Raw genomic sequence first — 13,438 nt, 5'->3', positions numbered from 1 at the left:
CGAATTGAGACCGCCCCTAGGGCGACTCGCCCAGGCTGGGAGGTCGATCCGTTATCGTCTACGGATGAGCGATGACGCGACTCCGTCCAGTCCAACCCGCGCTCCGACGAGCACCCGGCGGGCGGTGCTCAACACGATGAAGGGCTCGGCAGGAAACCTCGTCGAGTGGTACGACGTGTACATCTACACGGTCTTCGCCACGTACTTCGAGGCGCAGTTCTTCGACGAGAACGACGCCAACTCCACGCTCTACATCTACGCGATCTTCGCGGTCACCTTCGTCATGCGACCGGTGGGGTCCTGGTTCTTCGGCCGGTTCGCCGACCGTCGTGGCCGCAAGTCCGCCCTGATGCTCAGCATCACCATCATGTCATCGTGCTCCTTCGTGGTGGCGGTCATGCCGACGCGCGAAATCATCGGGTATTGGGCGGCGGTGGTTTTGGTCGTCGCTCGGCTTGTGCAGGGATTCGCCACGGGTGGGGAGTACGGCACCTCGGCGACGTACATGTCCGAAGCGGCGACCGCGAATCGGCGCGGCTTCTTGTCGTCTTTCCAGTACGTGACCCTCGTGGGCGGCCACGTGCTCGCGCAGTTCACGCTCCTGATCGCGCTCAGCGTTCTCGATGTCGAGGCGTTGGAGGATTGGGGATGGCGGATCGGCTTCTTCATCGGCGGCATAGCCGCACTGGTCGTGCTGTGGATTCGGCGTTCGATGGACGAGTCGCTCAGCGAGTCGCATCTGAAGGCCATCCGTGCGGGTGAGGACCGGACGGCGGGTTCCTTGACGGCGTTGTTCACCAAACACTGGCGTCCGCTGCTGCTGGTGTTCCTCATTACCGCGGGTGGCACGGTCGCGTTCTACACCTACAGTGTCAACGCGCCGGCGATTGTGAAATCCACCTTCGGGGCCGACAATGCGCTGACGGCAACGTGGATCAACCTGCTGGGGCTGATTTTTCTGTTGCTGCTGCAGCCGATCGGCGGCCTCGTCAGCGACCGCGTCGGGCGCAAGCCGCTGCTGATCTTCTTCGGTGTGGGTGGTGTCCTCTACACCTATGTGCTGCTCACCTTCCTTCCGCAGACCACCTCGCCGCTGATGGCGTTCGCGCTGGTCGCGGTCGGCTACGTCATCCTCACCGGGTATACCTCGATCAACGCGATCGTGAAGGCGGAGCTGTTCCCCGCCGACATCCGTGCCTTGGGTGTGGGCCTGGGATATGCGCTCGCGAACTCCATCTTCGGCGGTACGGCGCCGGTGCTTTTCCAGGCGTCAAAGTCGGCCGGTCACGTCGGTTGGTTCATCTTCTATGTGACGGTAGTGATCGGGGTCAGCTTGCTGGTCTACATCTTCGGGCTGAAGAACAAGGCGGTCACGGTGCTCGATCGCGAGCAGGGGAGCGCTTGGGGCGTGCCCGTGTCTTCGGGTCCCCGCTGAGCTCCCTGTACTCCAACGTCGATGGACACCCCACACCGTAGGTTCTGGCCCCAGCTATGAGCTCTACGTGAACACCAGCGGGCTGCTGGAGAGTCCGGCCAACGCGGGCCGACGACGCAGGTGAACTCATTGATCGCTCCCGGCGGGTTCGTGGGCACCTGGTTGAGGAACAACGACGCGATACGAACCCTGATGGCGCTCTACCGGTCGGATTACACGGTGCCAGCGGTCTACGGCTTCGCAGCGCAACAGATTTCGGGCGTAGCTCGACTGGTGACCAACACCGAGGGGGTGTGAGTTCGGCGGTAGGCATGTCGATGGCGCCGCCGCTCCGGAGAGTGAACTTTGCCTGCTCTACATATTGAATCCTTCCCTGGCGGCCGCGCTGCGTGCCCACTGGGCACTTATCCCGTCGCCGGTCGCCGACGCAATACACTAGAGCCCCACCGGTCAGGTTCGTTTCAGCGACTATGCGTCCTACTTCCAGTGACTCGATTCCGGAGCCCAGCGAGGTCTCGCCCGACGGCATGAGCGGCGGCGAGGCGCGGGAGCACCAGGCTGCGCTTGTTGCGGGCATCGGCTGACGAGTCGGCGACCGCGGCCCACGCGTAGAGGATCGGCGACGGTGCGCAACCCGTGCAGATCGTATCGAGGCGGCCAATCGAATCCGTTGGGTAGCGAGTGAGAGCCCTGTTCCCGAGGAGACTTCCGGCGCCCGACTGCCGACACGCACGATGCCGCGAACCGCGGCGATAGCGAAGGTAGATCTCACGAAGTGTCGTGTAGCGGAGTTGAACTGCTGTTGCCAGCGGCGTCCGAGGAGAGTAGGCCCGGAAGTTTCGCGGTCGGTTGTGGATTCTCTCGTAGGTCAATTTGGGCAGACGCTGGCAAGCAGTCACCGACCCTGCCGGGCGGAACGATGCTGGAATCGCGGAACTCCGGCAATGCCAAGCAATTCAGGTACGCGGTGACCGACCGTCGTGTTGGGTGAAGGTTGAACCAGCCTCGAGCAGGATGCGATTTACCCTCATCGTGAACTGTCTGACGGTCATGCCAAATTGGACAAAAGTGTCTTCCGCCGGCACGCCACCGAATGGAGCCCAAGCCTGTGCAAAGGCGATGAATGCACGATCATCTGGGGATAGTGGATCGCACTGAATCGCCCTCCGCCGACGCCGCCTATACCGCCCTATTTCATCCTCAACGTATTCACGCCCCCCATCGCGCCGCTGAGTACATCTCGTCCGACTGCCATAGCTTGTCTCTTCGCGTATATCTTCTTCCTGGTGTTCTCGCATCACCAGATCCGGCACCGGTAGGCCCGATTTGTCCGCGATAGTCGTGCGCTTGCTGCGGCGCAGGTGCCGGCCGACCACGTGGTGGATTCGCATCAGCCGGGTCACCCGTTTGCGGTTGATCTTGCGTCCGCGGGAGCGGAGTTCGGCGTGAACGCGCGGGGCGCCGTAGGCGCTGCGGTGCTCGGCATGGATGGCGCGGATCTCGGCGACTGTGGCGGCTCCTCCGCCGCGTGCTCGGCGCGAGCATCCTCGGTGGCCAGGTGCCGGTAGTAACCGGAGCGGGAGGTTCCCAGCACCCGGCACAGCCGCTGCACGCCGAACTCGGCGCGATGGTCGGAGATGAAGTCCCAGCGGTGGGTCTTCACTTCACCTCTTTCGCGAAATACGCGGCTGCCCTGCGCAGGATGTCGCGTTCGAGCTGCCATTCTTTCTCGGCACCGCGTAACCGGGCGTTCTCTGCCCGCAGCCGCGCGAGCTCGTCCGCTTGGGTTTCCCACCGGCGGTGCTGCGGGCCTCCGGGCGTCCATTGCGGGCGGTGTCCTTGCGGACCCACGTCCGTAGCGTTTCGCCACTGATGCCCAGGTCCGCGGCGACCGCCGCGTATGTGCGCTGGCCGTCGGCGGCGCGGTACAGCGCGATCGCGTCTTTCCGGAATTCCTCCGTGTACAGAGACTGGCGTCCCACTTCGACATCCCTCCTGGCTCTACTAGAACCATTGTCAGGGGTGTCCACTCCAAGGGGGCAGCCTCACCGCCTCGTAACGAGAGGTGCCCTGTAGCGTCGACGAATGTTCGTCCGGCACGGCCAAGGGCGGTACTTGAAACACTGCTTCTCCGGCGAGGCCCAATACCTGTCGGCTTGTCGCCAGGATTCGTACCCCTGGACAGCGTCGCAATATGAGGGTGCAGAGTGCGGCCGCCGTAGCGACAAGTTGTTCGCAGCAGTCCAGTACGAGCAACACCGCCCAGGTCGCGAGATACTCGGCGAGCCGATCCTCGGGGTCTGCGTCGGGCTGGACGGTGAGTCCGATGATGTCGGATACCGCTGCGACAAGTGACGAACCGTCTTTCAGCTCGCTTAGATCGACGATCCAGACCCCGTCGTCGAAAGCGCGGGCGACCTCGGTAGCAACTCGGAGTGCGAGACGGGTTTTGCCGACCCCGCCAGTGCCAGTCATGGTCACCAGCCGTGTGACCGACAAAAGTCGCTTTGCCTCGATCACTTCCCTGCGGCGTCCGACGAAACTGGTCAACTCTAGAGGCAGGTTACCGATCCTGTGCCGGCTGGGTCTGGACATCTCAACGTCAGCTTGTTTCGCGCGTTTCGGTCAGTTCGCGGTGTGGCGCTGAGACCGCACGCGACGTTCGAGTGCCAGCACGCAGATGCTGGCGACGACGAGGATTGTCGCCATCGCGAAGAAGGCTTCACGGGGCGCTGCACCGGCGCCCAGCGCAACACCGACGACCAAAGGTCCGGCGATGCCGCCGAGTCGCCCGACGCCGAGAGCCCATCCCACACCTGTCGAGCGCATATCAGGCGGATAGAGCACGGTCGCCAACGCGATCACGCTCATCTGGCCGCCGGTTACGCATGTTCCGGTCAGGAAGGCTGATCCGAGGAGCGCCCACGTGTTGCCACCACCGATGACCAATCCGAACAGCGCCACGAATCCCGACCCAAGGAGATAGACCACTCCGAGCGTGCGGAATGGACTGGTCCGGTCCATGGCAGGGCCGATGAGCAGGGCCGCGACGATACCACCGATGGTGGTGAGAACCGTGGACGCGATGACCACGCGTGACGATTCGCCGAGGGAGCCGACGATTGTCGGAAGCCAGCTCTGTATCGCATAGAACGTTGCCAGATTTGCGCCGAAAGCAAGCCAGAGCAGGACGGTATTGAGGAACCATCGGCCTCGTACGAGGTCCAGTGCCACGGAGGCTTTCCGCTTGGCGGGCTCGGCTGTCTGGCCGGAATCGGGTGCGTCTGTCGTTACGATGACATTGATGGGCAGGTTCGGGTAGAGGCGACGCAGAGTTGTGTGCGCGCGAGCGTGGGCACCGCGCAAGAGAAGGTAGCGGGGAGACTCCGGCAGGTGACGCAGCAAGAGCACCAATAGCACCAGCGGTGCCGTGCCTCCGACCACGAACATCGCCCGCCAGCCCCACATCGGAATGATGAAGCCGGAGATGACACCGGCTGCGACAAATCCGAAGGCATACCAGCAATAGATGAACACTACGAAGGAGGAGCGCCGCCGGGCCGGCGCAAATTCACTGGTCAAGGCTACGAGGCTGGGAATGGCGGCGCCCAACCCTGCTCCGGTGAGGAATCGCAGTGCTATCAGTTGGATGGGTGATGCTGTGAGTGCGCACAAGAGGGTCAAGATTCCAAACATTGCGGTACAGACGAGTATCGTGCGCCGATGTCCGAATCGGTGGGCGAGCGGCGCCAGGCACAGGTAGCCAACCATCAGTCCGACGATGGCGGCGGAGAAAATGGGCCCGAGCGAAGAAACGGGGAGACGCCACTCCCGCGCGATGGCCGGGGCTGCGAAGCTGATCGCCTGGGTGTCGAAGCCATCGAGAAACATCACCGCGCCGGCGAGAGCAAGGAGCAGGTGATGGAAGCGGCCTACCGGCCGCGCGTCGATGAGTTCATCAACGCGTATCCCGGTTGTCGATACGTGTGAGTGGGAGAGCTCAGAGGCCATTGCGACTTCACTTTCGCTGAGGTGCGAGTTGAGTTGATTCTGGGTTTTGCGGCCGTCTCCGCGCGACGTGCCCTCTGTGAGCGGACAGTGCATCGAGGGCCGTGATCAAAACCATAAAGGTGCGTTGCATTACAGTCAATAGCTGTAACGCTGCAGTCGCGATAGTCCGCGGTGACTTCTGAGTCTCGGGCTTGGCCGGCAGTCCTACTAAAGCCTTACTCGCCGAGATCGATCCGTCACTTACGCGAAGGTTGGCAAGCCGGAGTGTTGCGTTACGAATATTGACTGTAATTCAGGGAGAGCATAGGCTTTCGACCAACGAAGGTTCTCAACCTTCGAATGAAGTCGTCGCCCATGCGTAAAGCGCACACACTCACCGTCGGACCGCCGATGCGGAAACCAATCGTGGACGCGATGCCGCTGCGGCCGACCTACACAACATCGCAGAGGAGAAAACAATTGAGCACCAATAGTGCGGTCGCAGCAGTGACGGACGTCGTACAGGGGCTGTCGCCGACACCGGTTGTCAACTGGGTCGAAGACTGTCGTGCGAAGACAGTCGCTGGGGGGCCGCAGCGATGACCTCCTTCGATTTCGCCGTGCTGCTGCTGCGCGTAAGCCTCGGCTTGACCATGGCTGCTCACGGATACCACAAAGTATTCCTCGGCGGCCGACTTGCCGGTAACGCCAAATGGTTTGAGGGCTTGGGCATGCGTCCTGGCTTCTTCCATGTTCGGGTCGCGGCCGGGACGGAGATCGTCGCCGGCATTGCTCTCGCGGCTGGACTGTTCACCTCCGTCGCCGCGGCAGCGTTCGTTGCCCTGATGCTGGTTGCAGCGTGGACGGTGCACCGCACGAAGGGCTTCTATGTGATGACGTCAGGTTGGGAGTACACCTTCGTCATTGCGATAACCGCCGTGTGTGTTGCCATGCTCGGTGCAGGACGGATAAGCATCGATCAGGTGCTGTTCGGCGGCAACCCGGCAGATGGGTGGGCCGGTCTCGTCGTTGCGGCCGGGGTGGGAATCCTCGCTGGCGCTTGTCAACTGCTCCTGTTCTATCGACCATCCAGGATCGTGACGGCGGCGTAAAGACCCTTCTGGAAAGGCTTTGGTCCTCACGTCACTTGTGGGGGCCATAGTCGTACGTCGGGGCAGTTCGTTGTTCGGACGGGCCAGCGCTGCTGGAGTATAAGTTCGCAGGGCTTTAACCGTGGATCCACTATGCTGTAAAGGGGTAGGGGAGTCGAAACGACGAGATGTCCTTGCGTGCTGAAATTGGACTTCTCACAGAACGAGGTCGATCGACACGACGGGCATCTAGGGTGCAACTACCCCATACCCGGCCGGTGAAGACCGCGGCTTTCGATAACCACAACTGCCTCCCCTCGGCCGGCCTGATTCCGGCACTCGGGTTGGCAAAAGCCTTGGCGGGTGAGCGTGTCGGTGCCGACCGGCAAGGGCGCCGCGCATGTGGGCCGGAAGGCGTTCTCGCTGGTCGCGGGCATGGTCGCTGGCGCCGAGAGAGCGGACACCGGGCCGGTTTGGTGATGCGCCGCTTCCCGACCTCAATCCCCCGGCCGGAGACCGGGCAGAGCGCCTTGTTCGACACGGGCGGTTCCGCGCATTTCCACCACCACCGACCCGGCGGTTCTGGACACGGTAAACGCCGACAAGGCTTCATCGCGACGCGCAATCGTCGAGCAGGTTCACGCCGACACGAAAGCACTTCGCGCCGCCAACAGCGCCTGGCGGGTGCTTGCGGTGATGGCGAGCAACCTCAACCGAGTTGCCGCAACGACCGGTACCCGGCTATCCAATGCGACGACCGATGCCATCCGCCGGACCTGATATCTGTCCGGCCCGAATCGCGTTCTCGGCGTGCACGAACGGTGCACGAACGCTGGCCCTGCATCTCCCGCAAGGGTGGCCCCTGGGAAAAACGAAGGGTCAGGACTGTTCGCCTCCTTGCACCGACGAAACCGCAGGCCACCTGATATGTACACCGGTTTGTCAAGGGCGCAGGGCGAGGCGGCGTCCAGGACTGTCGTCGTGGGCGCCGCCTCTGTGGGTCCGGTCGATCCGGGGTGGTGGCGAGCGTGTCGGTTTCGACGCGTGGTCAACTCTGATATGCGCGGGTTGGGTACCGCAGGACGGTTGTTCGGCTGGAGTGGATCGCTGGTCTAATCTCGAGCGTGATCCCAACGTACAGTTGAGGATTGCTCAACAGTCGGCTCGTGGATCACTCCCTGGCGCTGCCGTCACCACCGCATGATTCGCCCGGACGCTGTGAGGATCCCCGTTCCCGGTCCTTGCCGACCGACGAGTTCGCGGGCGATCGCGGTATTCGCCAGTGCCGGGCGTTTGTTGCGGACGTCGAACCCGGCCCAGCGGGCGTGCAGGCGCCCGTTTGCTTGCTGTCCGCGGGCCCGAGCCGCGGGACGGGCTTGCTCCCAGCGGCGCCGCAGCTACACTCCGGGGCGATACGGGGGGCGGTGGTGCCAGGCGGCCTCGATCAGCAGCCGCCGGGCGTGACCGTTACCGGTCTTGGTGATCGACCCCTGCGAGCGTGTCGCGCCCGAGGAGTGTTCGGTGGGCACCAGCCCGAGGTAGGCGCCGATCGAGCGTCCGGTCAGGCGCTGCCAATCGCCGATCTCCACGGCCAGCCCGAACGCGGTCAGCGTGGACACCCCGCGCAGGCAGCCGAGCCGCGTCACCACCGGGGTGTAGTCGCTGTCGGTGGCCATCGCCGCGATCGCCACATCCAGCCGATCCTGCCGATCCACCGCCGCGAGCACGGTGTCGTTGGCGGTCCCATACGCCAGCTGCAGACCGCGTGCATCGACGTGTCGGGCGCGCAGCCAGGTGTCGTGCACCTTCGTCCACGCGTGGCCGCCGTAGTCGACGATCCCTTGCCGGAGTCATAGTTTCGACACTCGATGGCGGTCCGACATCAGATCGCCACGACAGTCTTCTCGGGCGCGGAGCAGATCCCGGGCCGCTCCTGTTCGACGCTCGGCACCGACACCTCGACGATCTGTCCGAGGTGCAGCAGACGAGCCAGATGCCGCGCGTCGCGCGCGTCGTTCTTCACCCGATCTCCGGGCGGGCGCTGCAGCTTCGAAGGTGCCGCGACCAGGCACTCGATGCCGCCGCGGTCAGTGACCTGGCCAGCCCGAAGCCGGTCGGCCTGGCCTCGTATGTCACCGCCACCGGAGCTGGCAGGGACCTGCTCCAGTCCACGATTTCGCCGTGGTCCGGTGTCAATCTTCGTTCGAAAAGCTCACCGGTTCGCCCGTCGAGGCCGCAGGCGACCACCGATCGTGCGTGCATTTCTAATCCAATGCTCGTACGCTGATTCACCGCTGGGCCTCCCACATTTTGTGGCTCTACCGGCCAGGACCCGTTTCCTGTCGGCCACCCACGTTCACATGTGAGTGGGGCCCCAGCCCAGCCCCTCATATCGTCTAATCCGCTCGACCATCTCGGTCCCCGACCCGAAAATCCAGTGGAACAATCCGACACCTTGGTTGGGCGATCACCCACACCTCGACAATCCATTAACGGCCGCAACCGAAACCGTCACCGACCGGCGCCCCATCGGTGGATCCAGGTTAGACATAACGCGTCCGGCTGTGTGCTCCCGAACGGAGGCACCACGAGCCGGCCGCCCGAATCGGATGTGAATCCGGTCCGGGCGGAACGGCCTACGACGTCGCGCTAGTAGAACGATTGCTTACGGGGAATCACCGTAGAAAGTGGCGAAGGAGGCCACGGCTTCTCGGGGGGTGATGTACTGACTGAGCCGGTGTTCGGGGTCCGCATAACCCAATGCGAGTCCGCAGACGATCAGCTGATCCTCTGGGATGTCGAGGTGTTGACGCAGAATCGGGTAGAAGTCGATGAAGGACGCCTGAGGGCATGTGTCGAGTCCCGCGCCGCGAGCGGCGAGCATCAGCGCTTGGAGGAAAAGGCCGGCGTCCACCAGCGCACCATCGAGCGGGTGCCGGCTGACCGTCAGAATGATGCCGACGGGAGCGCCGAAAAAGTCGTAGTTGCGCCGATGATGGTCCACCCGACCTGCTGAATCGGTGGCCGCTATGCCCAAGGTTTTGCCGTACAGGCCGTCGCCGAATTTACGTCGACGAGTGCGAAATGGTTCCGGCCACTCATCCGGCTTGGGTTGGTAGTTGTACTCGCATGTGCTGACGCGGCCCCCGGAGTCGTGGGCCGCGAGAAGCGCCGATGTGAGACGTGATTTCACTGCGCCAGTTACTACGTGGACCTGCCACGGTTGGCAGTTGGAGTTGCTGGCGGATCGTGAGGCCAACTCGAGTAAGTGTTCAACATCGCGGCGCGGCACCTGGGTCGGCAGGAAGGCGCGCACGCTTCGCCTGCTCAGTAACGCCTGCTCGACGGTTGTGTCGTCCTTCGTGCTGGGCACGATTCGGGACGCTCGCGGCGCGGTGGTGGTCACATACGTCATGGTTATGCGCCCCTTTCCTGAATCAGACAGTGGCGGCGGGAGTGATGTCGTAGGAGATCCGCCCGGCTGGCAGATAGAACAGAGCGATGAGAGCGCCACCTCTCACCTCGGGGTAGTGGTGGCTTCCGGGGCCGGGTGCGGTCCACCCTGCGCCGCACCATCCGCGTGGGCCAGCCAACTCGGCGCCGGGATCCAGAGGAACCACGAGGTTGAGTTCACCATACGGGTGCTGGTGGTACTGGCCTCGATACCGGGGCACGCTGTTCATGTACACGGCGGTGACGCTGAAGTAGCTGAGTTCCTCGCTGGGTGACGCGATCCGGCTTCGCCGATACTTCGGTCCGTCGAGCTCGGCATTGGCCGCCCAACCGTCGTTGACACCTTCGGTGATCATTCGCGCCAGGTCGTCGTAGAGCTCCGTCCCGGGTCCGTAGTTCGTGTTGAGCCAATCCTCCAACTCGCCTCCAGCGGTGCGGTTCTTGACCTCGTCGAGAAACGGGATGCTGCGATCGATGAGGGCCTGGCTGGGATTCATAGCGCACTCCTTGGTGAAATTCGCACCACTGTGTGTGGCTGCTGCCACAGTAGGACACTGTTGCGTTACAGTCAATGTGTGTAACGAAAATGGAATAGTCCTCGAAGGCTCGCGAGTTTCCTACGGGTGATCGACCGCGCCGCGGCGGAAACCCGGCTCGGGCCCTGCTTTCTTCGGCGCCGCCTTCGTCCCACCTCTTTGGCTTTCTCTCGCGGTTCTGCCCTGTTGTGAGGGCCGCACCTATGGCTAGTAGGGATGGCTATCCGCCATCCTCGCTTCACATGCCGAGCGAGCCTCGCTACTCCACCAAACTCGACGAGGGTGTGGTGACTGCACTGGCCGACACCGGGTCGCTGCACTGGGCGAAGGAGTCGCTGGGCGTGGTTCGCGCTGCGCCCGCCGAAAAGAAACCTGTGGATGTGTAAGGGCCGGATGTCCTGCTACTAACCAATCCCTGCCCAGCATAAGTTACGATTCTTAACCGTAACGGTAAATACATAAGGGTGGGCAATGGCCGAGAAGAGAGTCAGCACAGACCCGCAAACGGGTAAAGACGCGGACGCTGGAAGTCGCGGTGGTCGGCCTCGGGATCCATCACTCGACGACGCCATCATCGAGGCGACTCGGCGACGACTGGTTGTCGATGGGTACTCGAGAATGACGTTGGGTGATATTGCAGCAGATGCGGGCGTCACCAGACCTACCCTCTATCGGCGTTGGCCCGGAAAGTTCGAACTTGTCGTCGACGCTCTCGACTTTGGCTTCCGCGCGCAACGGGAGAGCTACCCGAACCTGGAACTCGCGAAATTGCGGCCTTTCGAAGCCTTTACTGAGGCGATTCGGCGGGTCGATCCGTGCTACTTCAATCCCGACGCGATGATCCTCATGGGCAATTTCATGGGCGAGACGTTCCGAACGCCGGAACTGCTCGCGATTGTGCGTGAGCATGCAGTGGAACCACGAGTGAATTTGGTCGAAGGCGTGCTGAACGATTTACGAAGTCGTGGCGAAGTACGCGAGGACATCGACACCCATACCTTGGCCACAATTTGCTTCGGCAGCTACTACGCGGCCTTTCTTCGGGGCGACGACGATCGCGAGGATCTGGCCGAGAAGGTCTCGGCGGCACTATGGCCCGGGATCGTCGCGTTGCAAACGTAGCTGCATTGGGTTGGTTGGTCTCTCCTTGTCAGCGACGTTCGGGGAACGGGTTGCATAAGGCCGCGATGTTTGTGAGTTCGATGCCGGAGTGAAGGGGTAAAGAGCGCACTGATCGACGCTTCGGCCGTATTTGGGGTTACCCCGCGTCGGCGCGGTGCGCGGTGCCGAAGCGGCGTTGGTAGGCAGTCGGTGACATCGATACCTCCCGCACGAAGACTCGTCGCAGGCTTTCGTAGCTGGGAAATCCGGCGAGGGATGCTGCCTGTGTTGCGTTGTGTCCCTGGTCGAGCAGCGCCTTTGCCATGTCGAATCGGACCAGCTCGACATACCGGGCAGGCGTGGTGGACAGTTCGGTTCGGAAGAGTCGTGTGAGGTGGCGGGCGCTCATGTGGAGGTGTTTGGCGAGTTCGGCGAGCGAGTGGTTCCCGGAGGGGTCCGCCGTCACGAGATCCACAATTCGGCGGAGGGCTGGTGTGCGCGGCGGTGGGCCTTGGAGTGGGGCAGAGAACTGCGATTGTCCGCCCGCGCGCTGCAAGTAGACCACCAGGCGGCGGGCGACCTCGCGCGTCAGATCGGGCCCATGGTCTTCCTCGACCAGCGCCAGCGCCAGGTCGATGCCGGCGCTCACGCCCGCGGAGGTGTAGGTGGTGCCGTCGCGAACGTAGATCGAGTCGGGTTCGACGTGGGTCGTCGGGTGCCGGGCGGCGAGTTCGTGTGCGACTTTCCAGTGCGTGGTCGCGCGTTTGCCCTCCAGGAGGCCAGCCGCCCCCAGGACGAATGCGCCTGTGCAGATGGAGCCGACCCGGGCAGCTCGCGCGGCGAGGGTGTTTGTGGCGTCGACGAGGTCACGGGAGACGGCGGTTCGCGGGTAGATGTCGCCGCCGGCCACGAGGAAGGTGTCGGGGGCAGGCTCCGATCCTGCGTCGCCGTCGACGGAGACTCTTATGCCAATAGACGACGCCACGTCTGCCCCGGTCGGCGACAACAACACGATCTGGTAATCGGCGCCGCATAGATTCGCCTCCGCGAACACCTCGGCAGGGCCGGCGACATCGAGCAGTTTCACCCCGTCGTAGACCAGGACCGCGACCCGATGCGGGTGGGGGCTGGTGTGCATGCTCACTGCCTGTCCGGATTCGAGTGGGTCATGGCCGGACTGAGGCGGCGCCGGAGGCCAGGTGTGCGGCACCGTTGGGGGACGGACACATCGTCTGTTCTACAACATCGAAACCTGAAAGTGCAGGATCCATGACCGAGATCATCGCAGGAGTGGAGATTCCCGAGACGCAGGCGGCGGCCGAGGCCACTCGCCTCGTCCAGGATACGACGAACCCGCTGATTTTCCATCACTCGCGGCGGGTGTTCCTCTTCAGCACGCTGCGGGCTCGCGTACTCGGCCTGCGGCCGGACCCTGAGCTGCTGTATCTGTCGGCGCTGTTCCACGACACGGGTCTGCTCACGCCCTTCTCGGATGTGGAGCAGCGGTTCGAGCTCGATGGGGCCGATCATGCTCGTAAGTTTCTGCTCGATCGCGGTTTCTCCGACGCCGCCGCCGAGGTGGTGTGGACGGCGATCGCGTTGCACACGACGCCGGGGATTCCCGGCCGGATGGGGGATGAGGTCGCTGCCACGAACTTCGGTGTTCTCACCGATGTGGTCGGGTTGGGTTTGGACGGTCTGGACCCGGATCAGGTGGAGGAGATCACCGCTGTCCATCCGCGGGGTGACTTCAAGAACGAGTTTCTGCGTGCTTTCGTCGACGGGCTCAGCTATCGGCCGGACACGACCTACGGCACCGTCAATGCCGACGT

The 13,438-nt window shown here is 63.3% G+C and carries 11 protein-coding genes and 4 pseudogenes; 8 read left to right on the top strand and 7 right to left on the bottom strand.

Going from position 1 to position 13,438, the window contains the following annotated elements; translation table 11 throughout:
* Positions 1–64 precede the first annotated feature (64 nt).
* Both ACNJ7E_RS42350 and ACNJ7E_RS42345 read left to right on the top strand, forming a co-directional pair.
* The gene (locus tag ACNJ7E_RS42350) at positions 65–1,435 is read left to right on the top strand and encodes an MFS transporter (RefSeq protein WP_418342587.1); all 1,371 of its coding nucleotides are present in this window, start codon (positions 65–67) and stop codon (positions 1,433–1,435) included.
* 5 nt (positions 1,436–1,440) lie between these two features.
* Positions 1,441–1,874, top strand: a pseudogene (locus tag ACNJ7E_RS42345) (hypothetical protein); the annotation flags it as partial.
* An 850-nt stretch (positions 1,875–2,724) separates the two neighbouring features.
* Here the strand turns inward: ACNJ7E_RS42345 and ACNJ7E_RS42340 are convergent.
* The 3 genes and pseudogenes from ACNJ7E_RS42340 to ACNJ7E_RS42330 all read right to left on the bottom strand — a co-directional run.
* Positions 2,725–3,417, bottom strand: a pseudogene (locus ACNJ7E_RS42340) (IS3 family transposase); the annotation flags it as partial.
* 34 nt (positions 3,418–3,451) lie between these two features.
* Positions 3,452–3,985 (bottom strand): ATP-binding protein, encoded by a 534-nt coding sequence (locus ACNJ7E_RS42335; protein ID WP_280782252.1) that lies wholly within the window; start codon positions 3,983–3,985, stop codon positions 3,452–3,454.
* Positions 3,986–4,060: 75 nt separating this feature from the next.
* Entirely contained in the window at positions 4,061–5,275 is a 1,215-nt protein-coding gene (locus ACNJ7E_RS42330; RefSeq protein WP_489686858.1) for an MFS transporter, read from the bottom strand.
* Between ACNJ7E_RS42330 and ACNJ7E_RS44065 the strand changes: the two genes are divergently transcribed.
* The 3 genes and pseudogenes from ACNJ7E_RS44065 to ACNJ7E_RS44060 all read left to right on the top strand — a co-directional run.
* Complete coding sequence (locus ACNJ7E_RS44065) at positions 5,159–5,425, top strand: hypothetical protein (RefSeq protein ID WP_489686859.1); 267 nt, start codon at positions 5,159–5,161, stop codon at positions 5,423–5,425. The two genes, ACNJ7E_RS42330 and ACNJ7E_RS44065, sit on opposite strands and share 117 nt — an antisense overlap.
* 599 nt (positions 5,426–6,024) lie before the next feature.
* Positions 6,025–6,537, top strand: coding sequence for a DoxX family protein (locus ACNJ7E_RS42325; protein ID WP_418342585.1), 513 nt, complete (start codon positions 6,025–6,027; stop codon positions 6,535–6,537).
* 412 nt (positions 6,538–6,949) lie between these two features.
* Positions 6,950–7,378, top strand: a pseudogene (locus tag ACNJ7E_RS44060) (IS1380 family transposase); the annotation flags it as partial.
* A 328-nt stretch (positions 7,379–7,706) separates the two neighbouring features.
* On the opposite strand, the pseudogene ACNJ7E_RS42320 reads toward ACNJ7E_RS44060, so the two are convergent.
* The 3 genes and pseudogenes from ACNJ7E_RS42320 to ACNJ7E_RS42310 all read right to left on the bottom strand — a co-directional run bounded on the left by ACNJ7E_RS42320 (position 7,707) and on the right by ACNJ7E_RS42310 (position 10,466).
* Positions 7,707–8,778: pseudogene (locus ACNJ7E_RS42320) on the bottom strand (IS110 family RNA-guided transposase).
* 403 nt (positions 8,779–9,181) lie between these two features.
* On the bottom strand, positions 9,182–9,922 hold the full coding sequence (locus tag ACNJ7E_RS42315) for a nitroreductase (protein WP_418342584.1): 741 nt from the start codon (positions 9,920–9,922) through the stop codon (positions 9,182–9,184).
* A 31-nt stretch (positions 9,923–9,953) separates the two neighbouring features.
* Positions 9,954–10,466: a DUF4863 family protein gene (locus tag ACNJ7E_RS42310; RefSeq protein ID WP_280782248.1), complete on the bottom strand. Its 513-nt coding sequence runs from the start codon at positions 10,464–10,466 to the stop codon at positions 9,954–9,956.
* Between the two features lie 281 nt (positions 10,467–10,747).
* On the opposite strand from ACNJ7E_RS42310, the gene ACNJ7E_RS42305 reads away from it, so the two are divergent.
* Entirely contained in the window at positions 10,748–10,891 is a 144-nt protein-coding gene (locus ACNJ7E_RS42305; RefSeq protein WP_280782247.1) for a hypothetical protein, read from the top strand.
* Between the two features lie 85 nt (positions 10,892–10,976).
* Positions 10,977–11,627, top strand: coding sequence for a TetR/AcrR family transcriptional regulator (locus ACNJ7E_RS42300; RefSeq protein ID WP_280782246.1), 651 nt, complete (start codon positions 10,977–10,979; stop codon positions 11,625–11,627).
* 136 nt (positions 11,628–11,763) lie between these two features.
* Here ACNJ7E_RS42300 and ACNJ7E_RS42295 read toward each other — a convergent pair whose 3' ends face one another.
* Complete coding sequence (locus ACNJ7E_RS42295; protein WP_418342601.1) at positions 11,764–12,744, bottom strand: GlxA family transcriptional regulator; 981 nt, start codon at positions 12,742–12,744, stop codon at positions 11,764–11,766.
* Between the two features lie 131 nt (positions 12,745–12,875).
* Between ACNJ7E_RS42295 and ACNJ7E_RS42290 the strand changes: the two genes are divergently transcribed.
* On the top strand, positions 12,876–13,438 hold a 563-nt coding region (locus ACNJ7E_RS42290), incomplete at its 3' end, for an HD domain-containing protein (RefSeq protein ID WP_418341749.1).

This window comes from Rhodococcus mengyinensis, assembly GCF_048381435.1.
In the GTDB taxonomy this organism is placed as follows: Bacteria; Actinomycetota; Actinomycetes; order Mycobacteriales; family Mycobacteriaceae; genus Rhodococcus_F; species Rhodococcus_F opacus_D.
Note: the sequence above shows the minus strand (reverse complement) of the source record. Positions and strands in the feature narration are given on the sequence as shown.

Coding starts and splice junctions, on each gene's coding strand:
- ACNJ7E_RS42350 (WP_418342587.1), top strand. CDS start 65: ATGAGCGATGACGCGACTCCGTCCAGTCCAACCCGCGCTCCGACGAGC.
- ACNJ7E_RS44065 (WP_489686859.1), top strand. CDS start 5,159: ATGTCCGAATCGGTGGGCGAGCGGCGCCAGGCACAGGTAGCCAACCAT.
- ACNJ7E_RS42325 (WP_418342585.1), top strand. CDS start 6,025: ATGACCTCCTTCGATTTCGCCGTGCTGCTGCTGCGCGTAAGCCTCGGC.
- ACNJ7E_RS42310 (WP_280782248.1), bottom strand. CDS start 10,466: ATGAATCCCAGCCAGGCCCTCATCGATCGCAGCATCCCGTTTCTCGAC.
- ACNJ7E_RS42305 (WP_280782247.1), top strand. CDS start 10,748: ATGCCGAGCGAGCCTCGCTACTCCACCAAACTCGACGAGGGTGTGGTG.
- ACNJ7E_RS42300 (WP_280782246.1), top strand. CDS start 10,977: ATGGCCGAGAAGAGAGTCAGCACAGACCCGCAAACGGGTAAAGACGCG.
- ACNJ7E_RS42295 (WP_418342601.1), bottom strand. CDS start 12,744: ATGCACACCAGCCCCCACCCGCATCGGGTCGCGGTCCTGGTCTACGAC.